We start from the raw sequence: 17,068 nt of genomic DNA on the forward strand, positions 1-17,068 counted from the left end.
TCATCCGTGATGTTGCTTCGCGGATGAGACGGGTCCTTGATGTTCCCGGCGGATTGGAATCCGTCAGTCGTTCACATGCCATCCGTCCGCATGCTTGGCGGCACGCACCCTCACGAGCACGCAGCCGGCGCCCGCGATGGTCATGATCGCCGCCAGCGTGGCGATTGCGGTGGTGTCCGATCCGGTGGAGGCCAGACCGTCGCCGGTCACGCCTGCGGCCTGCTTCCTGGCCTGTTCGGCCTTCTGCTTCTTGGCTTCGGCATCCTTCTTGGCCTGGTCGGCCTTCTTCTGGGCTTCCTGCTGCTTCTTGGCTTCCTCCTCGGCCTTCTTCTGGGCTTCGGCTTCGGCCTGCTTGGCGGCGGCGAGCTCCTTGTCGGACGCCTGCTTGTCGGCGAGCTTGGCGTCATAGTCGGCCTTGGCGTTGGCGTATGCCTTGTCGGCCTCATCCTTGGCCTTGTTCGCCGCGTCCAGCTTGGACTGAGCTTCCGTCAGCTTCGCGTTCGCCTTCTTGAGGTTCTCCTCGGCGTTCTGCAGACGCTTGATGGTGTTCTGGGCGTCGTGGAGCTTGCCGGTGGCCGTGTTGAGGTCGTCCTTCGCCTTCGCGTATGCGGCCTTGGCGTCGGCGATGGCCTCGTCGGCGGCCTTGACCTGCTTGTCGGCGGCTTCAACCTTCGCGTCGGAAACGGTCTTGGCGTCGAGCGCGGCCTGCTTGGCCTTCTCGGCCTCGGCCTTCGCGGTCTTGGCGGCGGCCAGGTCGGCTGCGGCCTTCGTCTTGTCCGTGTTGGCCTGCTTGATCGCGGCTTCCGCATCCGTCTTGTTCCTGGCGGCGGTTTGGGCCAGCTTGTCGGCGGTATCGATCTTCGCCTGTGCGGCGGCGACCGCCGTGTTCGCCTTGTCCACTGCCGTCTGGGCTGCGGTCTGGGCGTCGGTGGCGGTGGCGGCTGCGGTCTGGGCTTCCTTGGTGGCCTGCTGGGCGGCGGAGTACGCTTCGTTCTTCGCCGTCTGATCCTTCCTGGCTTCCTCCAACGCCTTGGCCTTGTCCTCGTTCGCCTTCACGGCCTCGTCATACGCTTTCTGCGCCTCGTCGGCGGCAGCCTGCAAATCCTTGGCCTTCTGAGCGGCCTGCTGGGCCTTGTCGGCGGCCTTTTGCGCGGACTGCTGGGCGGCGGCCAGCGCCTTGGCCGCGGCGGAGGCGTCCTGTGCGGCCTGCTTGCTCTTGGACAATGCGGCCTGCCAGTTCGCGTCCGCGTTGGTCAGCGAATCACGCCATGCGGTCAGATCCGCCAGATACGCGTCCACGTCCATGACACGCCCCGACTGGTCGGGGGCCGCGTACTGGAACGTCTGCCCGTGCGTGGTCCCGTAGCCGAGCGTCCCGTTCTGGCTGATCGCGAAACCGGTGACCGCGTAGCTCTTGTTGACGACATTCAGATAATGGCCGGTCTCGCCCACCGCGTTCCCGTCCTTGTCCTGGCCGTCGAGCACGCCGTCGGTCATGTCCTTCTCGTAATTGGCCTTCTCGGTCGTGTACCAGCCGTCGAACGGGTCCTTGTAACCCCAGGCCATGTTCTCGCCGACGTCGAACTGGCCGGAATGGCCGATGTTGTCGTCGGACCAGTCGACGTTCGCCATGCTCATCGCCATGAGCGTGTCCGACACCTTCAACGGCGCCAATCCCTCCTTGGCGCGAAGCTGGTTCGCCTCCTTGATATACGAGAGCGCGGCGATCATGTTGTCGAGGCTGGTCGCATCGCCCTTCGCCCCGTTCTGGATGCTGGACAGGTAGAGGGTCGTGTCCTTGTCGGTGAGGACCTTGACCGCGTCCGACGCGTTCCGGTCGCCGAAGTAGGCGACCGCACCCTGCGAGAGCTTCGACTGCGCGTCCGCCGCGACCTGCTTCAGCCGGTCGGCCTCGGCCTTCGCCTGTTCGGCGGCCTGCCGTTTCGCCGTGGCGTTGGAAGAGGAGTCGGACACCGTCTTGTCCGCGTCCTTCCGCGCCTGTTCCGCCTTCCGCTGGGCGGCCGCGGCATCGGCTGCGGCCTTCTTCGCCGCTTCGAGCTTCGCGGCCAGGTCGGAAAGACCTCCATCATCCTTGGACAATTGCTCGACCTTGGCATCGGCCTTCCGCTTGGCTTCAAGCGCCTTGGCCTCGGCCTGCTCGGCCGCGGCCAGCTTGGCCTGCGCGGCGTTCACCGCCTCGTCGGCCTTCGTCTTGTCGCCGGTCGCCGTGGCCTGCTGCTGCTTGGCCGCGGCCAGCTCCTTCTCGGCGGCCGCCTTGTCGCTCGCGGCCTGCTTCGCGTCCGCGTCGGCCCGGTCGGCCTTCTTCTGCGCATCACTGATGGCGGTATCCGCCTGATCGGCCTTCTTCTGCGCGTCCGTGGTCTGCTTGTCGGCCGCGTCGATATCGGTCTGGGCCTTGTCGGCGTCCTGCTGATGGGAGGCGGATTCGGCCGTGGCCTCATCCTTCGCGGTCTGTGCGGTCTGCTTGTCGGCTTCTGCCTTCGACTGGTTGTCGGATGCCTGTTGCATGGCCTTGTTGGCGTCGTTGATGGCGTTGGACGCGGCGTTCGCGGCCTGCTGGGCGGCGGCGATCTTGTCGGCCGTGTCGGTCGCATCCTGTGCGGCCTGCTGCTGGGCCTTGCTGGCATCGTCATAATTCTTCTGGGCCTGCTGCTGGCCGTTCGCGGCTGTCTGCTGCTGGGCGGCGGCGGCGTCGAGGTTCCGCTTGGCGGTGTCCAACGCGGCTGCGGCGGCGTCGGCCTTCGCCTGCGCCTCGGTCACGCCGGTAGGCGCGGCCTGCGCGATCGCCTGATTGGCGTCCGCCGTGCTTTGTCGGGCCTGCGCGACACTGTCCTGCGCCTGCGCGATCGCCTGACCGGCCTGATCCGTGGTCGTGGTCTCGTCGGCCATGGCGACCGCGGGGGCGGCGAGCGTGGCGAGCGTGGCCGTCGCGGCCACCGCGACTGATGTGAGTTTGCGTGACATGTTCGAATCCTTTCTTCCGGGACTTCCTCATCCAACCCTCCATCATAGGAAAGAGTGGACCATATCCGACGGTCCCGTCTCATCATGCGACGCACGGACCCGCCGGCATGCCCCGTATGCGTCCCGGGCGCATCCGCCATGACATCGCGGACCGGGCGATCCCCGACCCGTTCCCATGGGCGTATGCGGACCATCATCGACATGAATGCGGCGTACAGGCCGCTCCCGCCGCCCGTACGCCTTCCCTAGTCGAGCACCCAATCATCGTCGTCCGGGTCCGCGGCGACGTTCACCGTCGTATCCCCGTCCGCGTCCGACGATTGGTCGACGACGCCCACCTGCTTCGGTTTGGCCGGCAGCAGATCCGACCAGTCGACCGGCGTCGCGTCCGGCACGCCCGCCATGCGGGCCCGCACGTCCGCGTTCGGACCGCACCACCAGCATTGCACCATCTGCAGGCCGCGCCCCATGCGCTCGTACACGCCCCTGCCTTTCGGCATGCCGCCCGAATCCATGGCCTGACGGATCAGCCGGCCCCCCCTCCCTCTCGTTCCGCGCGCTCACGTTCCCCCTCACGTCGCCCGCGCCGACGAACAGGCGGCCCATCTGGCTCTTCGCCAGCCCCGCGTCCGGCAAAGCGTCCATGCTCTCCGCCTTCATCATCTGCGAGCCCAGGATCATCGTGATCCCCTGGGAGCGATGCTGGGTGAGGATATGGCTCACCGACGCGCCGATCCGGCGTTTCAGCCGGTCGCGCCACGCGTCCATCATGATCATGTTGTCCACATCCGGGTCGCCCGTCGGATTCCGTTTCACGCCCTTCGACAGTTCCAGGAGGCTCACGAACTCGTCCAGGAACACGATGATGCGCGGCGGGCGGATGCCGGCCGGCAGCATGTCGATGTTCTCCGCCCCATGCTCCTTCTGCAATGCGAGCCGGCGCCGCCCCTCACGGTCGATCCAGTCGAGCATGGCCGCGCACTCGTCCAACCCGGTCGCGAACCCGGACAGTTTGCCTTTCACGGGCGCGAAATCGTTGCCCGACTTCACCGGATCGCCGACGAACGCCTGCCAGCCGTGCAACAGGGCGGCGTTCACCAGGGTGACGGCCGCGCTCGTCTTGCCGCTCATCGTCTGCCCGGTGATCAGCAGATGCGCCGTGTCATGAGGGTCGAACAGGACCGTGCGCCCGTCGTCGCCGACCGCGAACGGCAGGCCCGTCGAATCCGGGTCCGCGCCCATGAGCCGCCAGTCCGCCATGACCCGTTCCGGCAGCGGATCCATGCGTGACAGGAGGAGCGTGAGCGGCGCATCTCCCCTGACGCGGCGCGCGTACATGAACCCGCCGGTCGCGCGGAACGCGTCCAGACGGCCCATCGCGCCCTCCACGCCCAGGCCGGCCGGCAGGGCGAACGACGCCTTGACGAGCCGGCCGCCCCCGTCCTCGACGCGCAGCGTGGTCACGGGACGCCCGTCCGCGCCCGTCGCCTTGGACGCGGCCCACGCCTCGTCCAGGCGCAGCCTGATCATCCGGTCCATGTCCCGGCGGGAACGCCAGTCGCGCGCGTCCATGCTCGGCACGCCGCCCGCCCACAGGATCGCATGCCCCTGGTCGCGCCACTCCCACAGCGTCTCGTCCGCACCCATCGCGCTTTTCAGACGTTCCTGCACGCGACGCAGATCCGACGCGGTCAGCCCGCCCTCCAGGCGGATCGGGATACGCCATGCGCTGTTCGCGCCCACGCCCAACTGGCTTGCGGCCCCGACCGTGGGCGGCGTCTTCAGGGCGAGCGCGCACGCGTGCGACACGATGACGCGCGCCAGGAGGCTGCGCGCCCTCGAATCGCCGGTCAGGGCGCGCAGCGTGTCCGGCATCCCCCGGTTGTCGTCCGTGTTGGGCGCGTGCACGAACTGGAGGAGCCGGGAGCGGGGCCGGTCTCCTTCCAGCCAGGGCAGGAAGTCCGCGATCGGGCTTTCCGAGAACGCGCCGCGCAGGTTCGAACGCATGTAGTCGGCGGCCGTGTACGCGCGGCCTATCGCCATCGCGTACGATGTGATCCGCCAGCCGGCCGGATCGGCGATGATTTCCGTGTTGTCGTGGAAGATCGTTTCGGGGGCGGGCAGTTTCACGGGTTCCAGGCCGCCCGACATGATCGATTTCAACCGTTTGTCCTCGCCGATCAGCCGCATGTAGCGGACCGGATCGTCATGGCGGCGGGTCAGCGTGTCGGACATGAGCGGCCGCATCGTCTCCACGTCCCATTCATAGGAGTCCCAGTCCGCGTCCACGCTCACCCAGCCGTGCCCGCCGCCCGGATCCGCGGTCACCAGTATGTTCTCCGTGTTCATCCAGTCGCCGAACGCGCCGGGCGCGGCCCCCTTCAGCCAGTCGCGGGAGATCATGTCCCAGTCGGCGTTCGACCCGTCGATGCGGAACGAGCGGACCGCGGGCCTGCCGTCCCGGGACGCGACGATCCTCACGTCCGTGACGCGTCCGGGGAACGCGCCGTACATGGCGCCCATGCGCGTCTCGTCGACCATGAGGCGCGCTTCGAGCATCGTCCGGTCGGCGAGCAGGTCCGCCGGGTCGGGCGCGTCCGCGGGGCAGACGGCGACCGTGACCCGCGTCCTGTCGCGCCCCATGAACGCGAAGCCCGCAAGCATGCCGTCCGCCTGGGTGACGGGCGTGAACGTCTTCATGGTCGAATCGTTCGCCCATTGGACGGCGTTCGACACGTCCAGTTGGAAGACGCGCGACCCGTCCGCGCCGACACGCGTGTCGTGCGCGCCGCCGGGCAGCGCGTCGAACGGCGGCTTGTTCAGGCCCGCGATCCACCGGCCGACCATGAGGCGGCTCTCATAATCCGTATGGAAGCGTTTCCGGTTCGCCCGCCATGCGGGCCACATGGGGGCGGCGGCGCCCAGGCACATGAGCATGGGCATGGGCCACCAGACGCCCGTCCACGCGGATTGGAGGACGCCGAGAACGAGTCCCGCGCCCAGTCCCGTGAGTATCCACGGCAGCCGTTTCCTCGCCCATCTGACGCGCATGCGCCGCATGTTCGAATCCAGGCCGCGCACGGTGCAGGTCATGTCGCGGCGCTGCTGGCCGACGCCCATGACGGCCAGCCAGCAGGCCAGCATGTCCGCGCCCGCCATGATCGGACGCCACGTGCCGGACGCGGACGATATCCACCCGTAGTCGAGGCATGCGATCGCCATGGCGGGCATCGCGTCCGCATACAGGGGAGACAGCCCGCCGTCGAGCCAACGGGAGGCGCGACGCCATGACGCCTCCATGCGCCGCTCCCTCTCGTCCCCGGGCGCCGGCCGGCCGTCCAGACCCTTGCCGGACAGGACGGGACGCCGGGCCGTCAGACGGGCCGCCAGCCAGCCCAGACACCAGACGGTCATGCCCGGCAGACGGAACGCGGTCAGCATGAGCGCGACGACGAGCGTGAGGACACGGACGAACGCGTGCGGGCTGGACGGTTCGTCCCGTTTCGTTTTCGGCCGCGACCGGCCGTTCCGACGGTATGCCATGCGCGCCGCCTATGCCGGCCCGCGCATAGGCGCCCCCGCAGACGACCACGGAAAGGAGCCATCATGGGCGTGGACAGGAACGGGAGGAGCCACAGGCCGAGCGGACTGCCGCAGGGGTATGCGGGCACGTTCGACAGGACGGGCGGGGATGCGGGCGGCGACGTGGCCCCGCCCGACCCGCTGATCGCCATGGCGAGCGAAAGCATGCGCATGCGCGCGCTGACCGACCATACACAGGTGAAAAGCGCGTCGGAGACGCGGGGCCTGCTCGACATGGCCGACCATGTCGAATACGGGCCGGACGGCGCGATCCTGTACGACGGGGACGGGAACATCCTGTTCCGTGAGGATCCGTCCGTGCCCGGACTCGACTCGACGGTGATGCGGCACGATCCGAAAACGCAGGCCGCGGTTCGAGCCGCGTTCCAGGCGGACCTGGGCGAATACCCGGCCGCCGGCCGGCGCGCCCTGATCCGTGCCGCGAACCGGCATGCGAGCGCGTATTCACGGCGCCGCGCCATCGATTCGAGCCCGAACCGCAGGTATCTGCCCGCATCCACGATCGCGTCGAGCCTCGCCCGGCGTGCCGACCGGGACACGGCGGACCGGATCCTGCGCGAACTGCACTACGAGGACGCGAACGCGAGCGCGAACGTGATCCGCGCCGGCTACCCGGACGACAAGGCGAGCGCGTTCAAATTCATCAACTACACGAAGATCCGACGCGACAAGGACGGCAGGCCGGTGCACGGCGAATGGACCGACCGGGACGGGAAGCGCAAGAGCGGGATCATGCCCGAACCGCGGGGGGCCGCGTCCCGCGCCTACCTCAGGATGCTGTACCAGCCGACCGACGGCGTCCCCTCGAAGCAGGAGTGCGACCGCATGGCCCACGTGTTCGCCCGCATGGACGATCCGGACATCCAGGCCAGGGCGTTCTGGAACCTGTGCCACGGCAACGCGAACCCGGACGACCGGTGGGACGACGTGAACTTCGAAATCGGGCTGATCGGCCAGAAAAGGACGGACAGGGGCGGCGCCGCGCTGCTCGACGCGTACAGTCGGCGCAAAGGCGGTCAGGGCAACGCGGCGCGCATGCTCGCCTACAGGAAATGCATGAGCCGTGACGCGGCCGTCCGTTTCCTCGCCATGGACGACATGGACGCGCGGCGCGCGCACACCCAGTACACGCGCCGCCGTCGCAGCAGGACGACGGGGCTCATGGAGGACGTGAAGCCGAAACGGCTCACCGAGATGCGCGCGTTCATCCACGCGGTCTACCAGATCCCCAACCGTGAGGTCGACGAGTACCGGGCCGTACGGGACGCGGACGCGTGACGATCAGGGAAGAAAAGAGGGGGCCGTCCGGTTCCCGCCTGCCCCGATGGGGTTGCGGGACCGGACGGCCCCTCTTCCTGTGCCGGAACGGCCCGTCATGCGACGGGTCGGGGTTCGGCGGGCTCCCAGTCCTCGCCGATCTCCTCCTCGTTGACCCAGTCGCGCTCCCACAGGGAGTAGCCGCCGGCCAGCGCGTATTCCACGCCGGTCAGGCCGTTCAGGTCGGCCACGTGCAACGCGTCCTCCTTGGACGCGCACCATGTGGCGTTCTGCGCGTCCGGCTCCCATGCGCCGTCCGTGCCGTCAAGGTCGGCGTCGTACAGCCATGCGCCGTCCATATCGCGGCGCACCGCGTATTCGACGCCGCCCTTACCGTTCAATCGGACCATGTCGTCTTCCTTTCGTCCATGATTGATGCCGTTTTCCGAAGCCCGCTATGCGTCCCCGCGCAGCATGCGCGTGGATTCGGCGAGCATGAGGGCCGCGAGGCGTCCCGCGGCGCGGATGCGTTCCAGCCGGGCGTCCAGCGTCCCCTCCCCGTCCCCGTCATGGTCGAGGATGAGGCGGATCACGCGTTCCACGTCGCGGGCGAGCGTGGAGTCCAGCCACGCGAACAGGGCGGCCCGTTCCGGCCGGCCTTCGGCCAGTCCGGGCACGTCGGGCACGATCGGCCCGTACGCCTTGCGCGCCGCCGCCCATTGGACGCGCAGCAGTTCCAGCGCGATCGGGCGGATGCGTTCCGTATGCCCGTCGGCGAGCAGGCCGGCGCGGGCGAACGTGAGCGTCAGCTGCGTGAACCCGTATCCGGCGACGTTGAACCCGTGTTCCGACCAGGACGGGTCGTACGGCCTGCGCTCCGCGAGCGTCACCTCCGGCACGGGCTCCGGCTCGGATGCGGCGGATTCCGGCGCCTGTTCCGGCACGGGTTCCGGCTTCGCCTCCGGATCCGTCGCGGGTTCCGTCCCGGATGCGACGGGTTCCGGCTTCGGCGTCGGATTCCACGGATCCTCGCCCGGACCCGAACCCATCCACCGGTCCATCGTCTCACGCCCCTGCGGCGTCTCCCACGGATCCGGCGCCGGGGCGGGCAGGCCCGCGCGAGGACGCGCCACGGCCTCCCCCTCCGGCCCCGAGGGCTTCGCCTCCGCGACGGGGGCGTCCAATCCGAACAGATCAAGCATGACGGGCTCCTTTCCCACATGATTCCAACCGCCGGTATGCGTCCCCGCGAACCCGACGCGCGGATCGTCCGGACCGACGCTCGACAAGGCGTCCCGCCGGCCCGACGGTATGATCCGGGCCAGCGGGCAGGCGCGCGCCACCGGACACCAGGCGCACAGGCCCGACGGCCTCAACGGCAGGACGCCGTCCCCGTCCGCGCCCGTCGCGCGCACAATCCCGTCCCACGCATGATGGAAACGGGACACGGTGTCCGTGCACGCCGCATCCGACAGGTCCGCGGCCGCCCACGCATGATGCTCCACATACACGTCACGCGCCGCACGCACCTCGCACACGCCGTTCGCCTCCAGCATCAGCCGGTACAGGCGCAGCTGGTCCGCATGCCGCCGGCGGGCGTCACGGTACTTCGGCGTGCCGCCCGTCTTCCAATCCACCACCGTGCCGTCCACGTCACGATAGTCCACGGCGCCACGCAACGGGATGCCGTCGACATCCGCCTCCAGATCCTGCTCCAACGCGGCCGGCTCCAACACGCGGCCCAACGCGTCCGTCAAAACGAACCCCGACAGCTTCGCCGCCGCGGCCCCCACCCAATCATCCTGCGTGGCGGGCGAACCGTCCGGCATCGCCACGCCGGGCGGGATCGGCTCATCGCCCCAACCCCGCGCCCTCCACCGCTCGTACTCCACGCCGACGCCCCTGGCGCACAGGGCCCGCCAATCCGGGGCGACACGATCCGGCGTACGGCAGGCAAGCTCCAACGCGGCGTGCGCGATGCCGCCCAGGACGAGCGGACTGCCCCACAGACGGGGCTTCGGCATCAGCTTCTCCGCCGCCCAACGCGCCGGGCACGACATCCACTTGTCCAACGCGCTGAACGACGCGTGCGAGGGACGCGCCAGACGCGCACGGGCGACACCCGCCCCCATATCGAACGTCATCAACAGTTCATCACTCATACGCGCGCTTATGCGTCCCCCGAAAAAAAACAGGCCGGGGCCCGCCGGCCCCCTCCCGGAAAAGGAAAGGGACGACGGGTCCCGGCCCATGTCGCCGCCGGTTCAGGCGGCGAGCCTCCACGCATGGTCCAGGCACTCCCACAAGGGGCAGTACCGGCGCGACGCCCACTCGAACCCCCTGAACGGGGGGACGGTCAGCCGCGGGTCGATCCGCGCGAGCTCCCTGTCGCACAACGGGACGCCCAGACGGCGCAGCCACGGCAGACGCGCCATCGCCGCCCTCACCATGCGCGCGTCATACGAGCCGTCCGCCGACGGCCGGGGCAGCGCATGATGTTCGGACAGGAGCGGGAGGAACGATTCCGGCACGTCCAAAAGACGCGCCGTCTGGCCCGCGGCCAGCATGCCCGGCATCACCATCAGGCCAACCCCCTGACCGCATCCACATCCAGGCCGGGCGCGGCGGACGCCAGCGCGTACTGCAGGTCGGTGGGCGACGAGCCCGTCGGCTTGACCGAACCCGCCAGATCCGGGTCGAGCGCGAGCGCGACCCTGGCGGCGCGCCTGACGCCCGCCATGTCCTTCTCCAACGCCTGGCCGACCAGGATCGCGCGTCGCAGCGGATCCGTCTCGTCATGCCATGCGACAAGCAGGCCGACCGGCGCCGACAGGCCGCCCTTCAACACGGCCAGGGCGAGACGGTCCGCATCGTCCGCGTCCACGTCCGCGGCGGACGCGACCACGCGGCGCGTCCGCCCGTCGTCCAGCAGGGCCAGCGCCTCGCGCGCCTGACGCACCCGATCCGCGGTCCACGCGAACGCGGGGCGCGCGCGTTTCGGACGCGGCCTCGCCTCCACGGCCTTCGGCTCCGCCGGCCCCGCGTCGGCCTGCGGTTCCGGCGCGGCCGGAACATCCGGCACGGGTTCCGGCACGGGTTCCGGCTGCGGGTCGAAACCGTTCCAACCCCGATCACCATCGAACATCGACATGCTATTGCTCCTTCAATCCAGGGACGGATATCGTCACGCCGCCCCTATGCGCGTGCGACGCATCATGCCACGCCCCGTCGAACAGACGGCGGCGCGGCCGGCGGGCGTCCGGCGCAAGCCGCGGACGAAAACGAAAAAAAGGAGACAAAGAAAAGGAAAAAGAGAAAAAGAGCAAAAGAGGAAAACACGATACGACACCATCCCATCAGCCATCGGAAAAGAAAAAAGACAGGACACCGACACCCAGGAACACACGCGACGGACATCACACCACAAAACAGCATCACATCAAGGGGAGGGATCGTTTTTCCTTGCAAAAAACCGGGTTTCGGGGGCGCATAGCCGCCCGCCATGACTCAGGCGGCTATCACGTTCGTGACCGGCGGATCCGGCGGCATCGGCAAAAGCACCGCCGCCCGCATGCTCGCCCACGCGCTCGGCTCCGCCCGGCTGCGCACCGCGCTCGTCGACGGCAACCCCGGACAGCAGTCCCAACGCGCCTGGCTGAACGTCCCCGATTCGAAGGCGTTGGAATACGCGTTCGTCGACGGATTGCAGTCCGCGCTCGTCCGGCCCCGGGACACGGGCGGCATGTTCGCGCTGCTCGCCGGACCCGCCGACCCGCATTCCAGGGACATGACCCACGACTACCTGGAAGCGGTCATCGGACTGCGGGCCATGTGCGACATGATCGTCGTGGACGCGGACCGTGTCGACGGGCGCCTGTGGGACGATCCCGCTTCGTTCGCGGGCGGCGTCATGCGGCCCATGGTCGAGACGGGCGGGGCGCGCATCCTGTTCAGGATCGGCCAGTCCGGCTCGCAGACGGACGACGGGCTCGCCGCATTGGACGCGATCCGCCGGCCGGACCGGATCCGCGCGGTGGCGGTCGCGCCTCCCGGCGTGAAGCCGTGGCCGGCCCGCCGCTGGCGGGCATTGCTCGACGGGCTCGCCGAATACGGGGGCGTGGACGAGTGGGATGAGGCGAGCCGCCGGCTCATCGACTCGCATGCGTGCGGATGGGCGCATGGCATGGAACCGGATTGGCTGCGCGGCGCATGCATATGGATGGGCGTCGACCCTCATGCATGGAACCCGGCGGAGGGGGGGCGATCATGGCTGCCATGGTCCCGGACGCGATGAGCGGCGTCCAGGCGGCGCGGGACGCGAACCTGATACGCGCGGAGGCCTTGGTCGCGGTGCGCGCGAAGGCGGAGCGCGGGGATTTCACGCATGCCCTGTCCGACCTGCTGCGTGACGCGTTGGGATCGAGGCCGCTGCTGCGCCTGCACATCTGGCGTGTCGAACAGGCCGCGTTCGACAATCGGACGGCGACATGCAAACGGCATGCGCGCATCGCGGCCGGATGGTGCGGGGTGGACGGGGCGCGCGCCGGATCCCTGACGCTCGCCTGGCTGTTGGACGAGCGGACGGGCGGCGCGAGGCTCGCCGCATGGCTGCTCGCCATCAGCCTGGACATGCGTGACGCGCATGGCGGGCACGCGTTCCGCCTGTCCGGCCCGGACCCGTTCGCGCATGTACGCTCCTAGTCGCTGATCAGGCGGGCGGCCATGGTGCCGAGCTCCCTGATCACGTCGAATTCGGTGACGTCGTTGGCGGCGGCGACCCGTTGGACGGCGCGTTTCAGGTCGGGCTGCCAGACGCGCCGCCGGCTGGTCTGGGTCGGCCAGTAGAGGCGGACGGCGTCATGCATGCCGGTCCACGGATGCGGGTCGTGTTCGAGGAGTGGCGCCATGTCCTGCGGGATGGGGGCGAGCATGAGCATGCACGCGGTGTTCGCGTCGAGCCTGTCGAGCGTATGGTCCCACAGGCCCGCGTCGCGTGCGATCCGGATCGCGTCCTCGCATGTGCCGTCGGTCACGGCGCGCATCATCTGCTCCCTGATCCGGCCGACGGGGCGCGGCACCCTGAGCGTCGGATCGCGTTCGAACGGGGCGGACGCCATGCTGCCGCCGGCCACGCTCGTGCTCGACGCGTCGTCGTACACGGGATTATGCCCGTCCTCGGTCTCGAACGCGCTCGCGCTGGGCGTCCTGGTTTTGAGCACGCGTTTCGCGTTCCACTGGGCGAGCGGCAGGCTGATGCGCCGAACCCATCCGCAGAAGCTGGTGGGTTCGGTCGGATCCCACAGGCCGTTCCAGTTCCATTGCGTGCTTTTCGATTCGACGGGCACGCCCGTGATCTTCTCGAACACGCGGACCGTGACCCAGCGGGTCATGGTGTCCCGCTGCTCCTCGACCGGGTAGAGGCGTCGCATCTCGCCTTCCACGAGGTCGGTCTGCTGCATCCACGCGGCGGCCAGCATCCGTTCCCGGGATCCGAATTCGACGGCCCTGTCGGTCCAGTCGATGCCGCGCACATGCCGGTCGAGCTCCTCCCTGGCGGCCGGATCGTCGGCCAGCCTGTGTTTCGGCTTCCATTCGCCCATCATGCGTCCGATCGAGGTCGCGATCCCGTGCCGCGCATCCGCCCCCATCGGCCTCCTTTCACGCGCGCGTATGCGTTCCGGGGCATAGGGGCGGGCATGTGGTTCGAACTGGTTCCCGCGCCGCGCGCGGATGAGACGGATGACGATGTGAGGTTCCAGCGTGACGCGAAGGCCATGGCCGACGCGATCGGCTTGTCGTCGCGTCCCGGATGGCTGGACTGGTGGAGGCATGACGACGGGTGCCGGCTCGTGGCGGCCGGCGAACGCCGGTGGGTGGAGGTGTCCGACCGGTACGGGCAGAAGGCGGGCGAACTGGTCGCCCGTGCGGCGCACGCGTCGATTCGCGCGTGCGGGCGGCCGGACGTGCTGGACCGTCCCCGCGTGTGGGCGCACGCGTTCGTCCCGATCAGCGCGTCCCTGGCGCGTACGGCGCGCGACGGGGAGCCGAGCATGGAGCGTCCCCGCCTGGATGCGGGCGAGGACACGGTGATCGTGGTGAACGTGCGCCGGCTCGGCTGGGTCGAGTCGGGCCGCCTGTCGGATTGGCTGGGCGACGAGTACAACATGCAGGCGGACACGTCGAAGCTCAGGGGCGAGGGGTTGGGCGCGTGCCGTGTGATGGCGGGCGGCGCGGATCCGCGCACGGCGATGGATCAGGCGAAGCGGGCGGCGAACGCGTTGAACCTGGGCCTGGTGCCGGGCCTGTCCGCGCATGTGAGCCGTCCCGGCCTGGGGTTCCTCCTGTGCATGCTCCTCCTGACGGCCGTGTCCGTGCCTGCCGTCCTGCTCCTGCCCGCCGCGCCCGCCTGGCTCATGACCGTCCCCGCGTTCATGCTCGCCGGGACGGCGGGGGCGGTCGTGCGTTGGCGTCTGCGCCATGATCCCGTGAACGATCTGGCTCAGAGGCCCCGCCATTACTGGTGGCGTGCGCGCAGACGGTGGGCGCGCGCCGCGGATTTGAAGACCCGGATGGCGGGCGACGATCAGAACGCGGACGGGCCGGGCCGGAAGCGGCGCGTCCACGCGTACGCGTTCCAACGGTCCACGCTGCCGTTGCCGTGCGGCGCGCTGGCCGCCCTGGCGGTCCCGTCGGGACGGCGCAACGCGTCGGTGAGCGCGCTGACGGTCATGCCCGACCAGTTGGACGGGTGCGACGGGCCCATACTGGGCGTGGACGCGGAACGGCGCACGGTGCGCATGAGCGTGGACGCGTTGTACGGCGGCGTGTTCCTCATGGGCGAGCCTGGCGGCGGGAAAAGCAACATGATGCATGGGGTGGCCGGGTGGATGGGCGGCCGGCATCGGACGGGCGACGTGCTCGTCGACTTCGAATCGAAGGGCGTGGACGCGCAGCCCGTGCTGAAGCGTCTCATCCCGGGCCTGCTCGTCGTGGACGTGAACGATCCGGGCACGCCGATGATCGACCTGCTGGGCGCCGGGTCGAACGTGGAGCGTGCGGGCCGGTTCGCGGATCTCATGCAGGCCGCGTTGGGCGTCCAGCAGATCGGCCCCCAGTCGCGCATCCAGTTGCGTGACGCGACGTTCGTCGCCCTGGAGGGTCTGGCGGCGGCGGATCTGGGGGCGCGGTGCAACGCGTGCTCCGTTCCCGTGCCGGATGGCTGGGTCGAATATGCGGCGCGCCTTTTGGGACGTAACGGGGTGATGGATGCGCGCATGCTGGGCCGTGCGAGCGTGTTCGCGTGCGACACGCGTGGGGTGCGGGACGCGGTGGAGCGATTGCATGGCGGCGTGTCGGACAAGGGGACGCCGAAGATCCGCGACGGGGAGCTTGCCGGCCTGCTGCGCGCGCCCATGAACAAGATGGACGTGCTCGCGTCCGCGGGCCGCGTGTTCGCGCCGTCCCGGCGCGTCCTGTCCTGGGCGTCCGTGATCCGCCGGTCCGCGCATGCGGGCGACGTGCGCATCATGGTCAACCTGGGCGCCGCGATCCGGACGGGCGCGGACGGCCGGCATGCGGATCTGCCCGACGGGGCGCGCCGTCTGATCGGCGCGCTCCTGTTCCGCGGCCTGAAGGACGAGATCGTCGCCTCCTGCGCGGGCTGGCAGGCGCGGGGGCGTGCGGCGCGCATCCTGGTCGACGAGCTGACGGACGTGCTGGGCGCGGACGGCGACACGGGTGGCGGCAACGCGGACATCCTCGCCTGGCTGCGTGAGAAGGGGCGCGCGTACGGCGTGCAGCTGGTGGCGGGCACGCAGAACGCGGTCCAGTTGGAGGGCGGGCTGCTCGCCTCGGTGACCGGCCTGATGACGGTCGGCACGTTCGTGTTGCGCGCGGATCTGACGGCGGGCCCGTCCGCCGTGGCGGTCGGGTCGGATCCGGCGACGGTGCGCGGCCTGCCGTTGCACACGGTGCTGGTGCGCACGGTCGGCCCTCCCCCGGACATGGCGGGCCTGCCTCCCATGATCCTGTCCGTCCCCCATTTCGACGCGGGCGCGCCCGTGTGACGCATACCCGGGTCGCAAACCGTTGTTTTGTGTGGAAAGGACATGATGGTGAGGGTATTGGTCGATGCGAGGGAGTTCGCGAACATGGTCGCGCATGCGGCGCGCGTGCTGGAGCGCGACAACCCGTATGTCGCGTTGGATGCCGCGGATGACGGCCTGGCGATCGGCGCGGCGGGCGACAGCCAGTGGTCGCATGGCCGTGTGGACGCGACCGTCCTGGAGGCGGGTTCCGCGGTCGTGTCGGGCCTGTGGCTGAACGCGTTGGCGAACGCGATGCCGTCGGGCGAGATCGGCGTGGAGGCGGATGGCGTGTATCTGACGTTGCGTGGCGGCGAGGCGTCGCTGCGCATGCGTGTGGGCGATGAGGGGGATCGTCCGGCCGAACCGGCCGCCCCGGAGCGGATGGTGCCCGTGGATGCCGACGCGTACGCCGCGTTGTGCGGCAGCGTCGCCCCGGAGGCGGGCGGCACGAGGGACCAGCCGGTCCTCGCGTCCGTCAGGTTCGTCGCGGCCGGCGGCCTGCTGACGGCGACGGCCACGAACCGGTACATGGCCGGCCGCAGGTCCATCCCGGTCGGCGGCGTGCCGGACGGCGAATGGCTGGCGGACGCGGATTGGGTGAAACGCAATGCGAAGGGGGTGAACGCGATCGGGTTCACGGACCGGATGATGGTTGTGGATACGGGTGGGTTCACGGACGCGATCATGCTGACCGCCGGACAGTATCCGATGGTGGACCGCCTGTTCGACAGGCCGGGGGATCCGGCGGGCGTGGCGGTCGTGGACAGGCGCGCCCTGATGGATGCGGCGCGCATGCTGAAAAGCGTCTGCTTCGACTCGCGCATGGGCATCATCCCGCTGATCCTGGACGAGCGGGACGGGATGCTTCGCGTCCGGTATGCGGGCGACGGGCAGGATGCGGATTCGCAGGGCGTGCGTCTCCTGGAGGCGGACATCACCGGGGATGTGGACGTGAAACTGAACGCGGATTACCTGCTGACCGTGCTTGCGGGCATGGATGCGGACAGGGTGTCGGTGGTGAAGACCCGTGAAATGAAGCCCGTCCTGTTCGAACAGGACGATTCCGCGGTGGAGCATTTGGTGATGCCCGTCCGTTAGGATTGTCCCCGACATGCGGGGGAAACGGTGTCGCGTCC

Annotated in this window: 12 protein-coding genes; 5 read left to right on the forward strand and 7 right to left on the reverse strand. The window is 69.5% G+C overall.

What is annotated here, in order from left to right; all coding sequences use genetic code 11:
• Positions 1–63: 63 nt before the first annotated feature.
• Positions 64–2,985: a CAP domain-containing protein gene (locus BLLJ_RS10030; RefSeq protein ID WP_013582666.1), complete on the reverse strand. Its 2,922-nt coding sequence runs from the start codon at positions 2,983–2,985 to the stop codon at positions 64–66.
• Between the two features lie 261 nt (positions 2,986–3,246).
• Positions 3,247–6,528, reverse strand: a complete 3,282-nt coding sequence (locus BLLJ_RS05000; RefSeq protein WP_230473311.1) for an FtsK/SpoIIIE domain-containing protein — start codon at positions 6,526–6,528, stop codon at positions 3,247–3,249.
• Between the two features lie 63 nt (positions 6,529–6,591).
• On the opposite strand from BLLJ_RS05000, the gene BLLJ_RS05005 reads away from it, so the two are divergent.
• Complete coding sequence (locus BLLJ_RS05005; RefSeq protein WP_013582668.1) at positions 6,592–7,866, forward strand: hypothetical protein; 1,275 nt, start codon at positions 6,592–6,594, stop codon at positions 7,864–7,866.
• Positions 7,867–7,961: 95 nt separating this feature from the next.
• On the opposite strand, the gene BLLJ_RS05010 is transcribed toward BLLJ_RS05005, so the two are convergent.
• From BLLJ_RS05010 to BLLJ_RS05025, 4 genes are all read right to left on the reverse strand, one after another.
• Complete coding sequence (locus BLLJ_RS05010) at positions 7,962–8,255, reverse strand: hypothetical protein (RefSeq protein WP_013582669.1); 294 nt, start codon at positions 8,253–8,255, stop codon at positions 7,962–7,964.
• A 45-nt stretch (positions 8,256–8,300) separates the two neighbouring features.
• Positions 8,301–10,007 carry a PD-(D/E)XK nuclease family protein gene (locus BLLJ_RS05015; RefSeq protein ID WP_032740789.1) on the reverse strand — a complete coding sequence of 569 codons (1,707 nt, stop codon included), beginning with the start codon at positions 10,005–10,007 and terminating at the stop codon, positions 8,301–8,303.
• Positions 10,008–10,109: 102 nt separating this feature from the next.
• Positions 10,110–10,427, reverse strand: a complete 318-nt coding sequence (locus BLLJ_RS05020) for a hypothetical protein (RefSeq protein WP_032740791.1) — start codon at positions 10,425–10,427, stop codon at positions 10,110–10,112.
• Positions 10,427–10,996 carry a hypothetical protein gene (locus BLLJ_RS05025; protein ID WP_013582671.1) on the reverse strand — a complete coding sequence of 190 codons (570 nt, stop codon included), beginning with the start codon at positions 10,994–10,996 and terminating at the stop codon, positions 10,427–10,429. The genes BLLJ_RS05020 and BLLJ_RS05025 overlap by 1 nt, the downstream gene beginning before the upstream one ends.
• Positions 10,997–11,347: 351 nt before the next feature.
• Here BLLJ_RS05025 and BLLJ_RS05030 point away from each other — a divergent pair, with 351 nt between their 5' ends.
• Positions 11,348–12,139, forward strand: coding sequence for a nucleotide-binding protein (locus BLLJ_RS05030; RefSeq protein WP_013582672.1), 792 nt, complete (start codon positions 11,348–11,350; stop codon positions 12,137–12,139).
• Positions 12,112–12,546 (forward strand): hypothetical protein, encoded by a 435-nt coding sequence (locus BLLJ_RS05035; RefSeq protein WP_016507653.1) that lies wholly within the window; start codon positions 12,112–12,114, stop codon positions 12,544–12,546. The genes BLLJ_RS05030 and BLLJ_RS05035 overlap by 28 nt, the downstream gene beginning before the upstream one ends.
• Here BLLJ_RS05035 and BLLJ_RS05040 read toward each other — a convergent pair.
• Positions 12,543–13,493, reverse strand: a complete 951-nt coding sequence (locus tag BLLJ_RS05040; RefSeq protein ID WP_013582673.1) for a hypothetical protein — start codon at positions 13,491–13,493, stop codon at positions 12,543–12,545. The genes BLLJ_RS05035 and BLLJ_RS05040 overlap by 4 nt on opposite strands.
• Before the next feature lie 48 nt (positions 13,494–13,541).
• Between BLLJ_RS05040 and BLLJ_RS05045 the strand changes: the two genes are divergently transcribed.
• A complete protein-coding gene (locus BLLJ_RS05045; RefSeq protein WP_013582674.1) occupies positions 13,542–15,911 on the forward strand; it encodes a hypothetical protein in 2,370 nt (789 codons plus the stop codon).
• Positions 15,912–15,959: 48 nt separating this feature from the next.
• Complete coding sequence (locus BLLJ_RS05050; protein WP_230473319.1) at positions 15,960–17,030, forward strand: DNA polymerase III subunit beta; 1,071 nt, start codon at positions 15,960–15,962, stop codon at positions 17,028–17,030.
• The last annotated feature ends 38 nt before the right edge of the window (positions 17,031–17,068 follow it).

The sequence above is a fragment of the Bifidobacterium longum subsp. longum JCM 1217 genome (assembly GCF_000196555.1).
Taxonomy (GTDB): Bacteria; Actinomycetota; Actinomycetes; order Actinomycetales; family Bifidobacteriaceae; genus Bifidobacterium; species Bifidobacterium longum.

What these genes read in the sequence shown, in the direction of transcription:
- BLLJ_RS10030 (WP_013582666.1), bottom strand. Translation starts at nt 2,985, where the DNA reads ATGTCACGCAAACTCACATCAGTCGCGGTGGCCGCGACGGCCACGCTC.
- BLLJ_RS05000 (WP_230473311.1), bottom strand. Translation starts at nt 6,528, where the DNA reads ATGGCATACCGTCGGAACGGCCGGTCGCGGCCGAAAACGAAACGGGAC.
- BLLJ_RS05005 (WP_013582668.1), top strand. Translation starts at nt 6,592, where the DNA reads ATGGGCGTGGACAGGAACGGGAGGAGCCACAGGCCGAGCGGACTGCCG.
- BLLJ_RS05010 (WP_013582669.1), bottom strand. Translation starts at nt 8,255, where the DNA reads ATGGTCCGATTGAACGGTAAGGGCGGCGTCGAATACGCGGTGCGCCGC.
- BLLJ_RS05015 (WP_032740789.1), bottom strand. Translation starts at nt 10,007, where the DNA reads ATGAGTGATGAACTGTTGATGACGTTCGATATGGGGGCGGGTGTCGCC.
- BLLJ_RS05020 (WP_032740791.1), bottom strand. Translation starts at nt 10,427, where the DNA reads ATGGTGATGCCGGGCATGCTGGCCGCGGGCCAGACGGCGCGTCTTTTG.
- BLLJ_RS05025 (WP_013582671.1), bottom strand. Translation starts at nt 10,996, where the DNA reads ATGTCGATGTTCGATGGTGATCGGGGTTGGAACGGTTTCGACCCGCAG.
- BLLJ_RS05030 (WP_013582672.1), top strand. Translation starts at nt 11,348, where the DNA reads ATGACTCAGGCGGCTATCACGTTCGTGACCGGCGGATCCGGCGGCATC.
- BLLJ_RS05035 (WP_016507653.1), top strand. Translation starts at nt 12,112, where the DNA reads ATGGCTGCCATGGTCCCGGACGCGATGAGCGGCGTCCAGGCGGCGCGG.
- BLLJ_RS05040 (WP_013582673.1), bottom strand. Translation starts at nt 13,493, where the DNA reads ATGGGGGCGGATGCGCGGCACGGGATCGCGACCTCGATCGGACGCATG.
- BLLJ_RS05045 (WP_013582674.1), top strand. Translation starts at nt 13,542, where the DNA reads ATGTGGTTCGAACTGGTTCCCGCGCCGCGCGCGGATGAGACGGATGAC.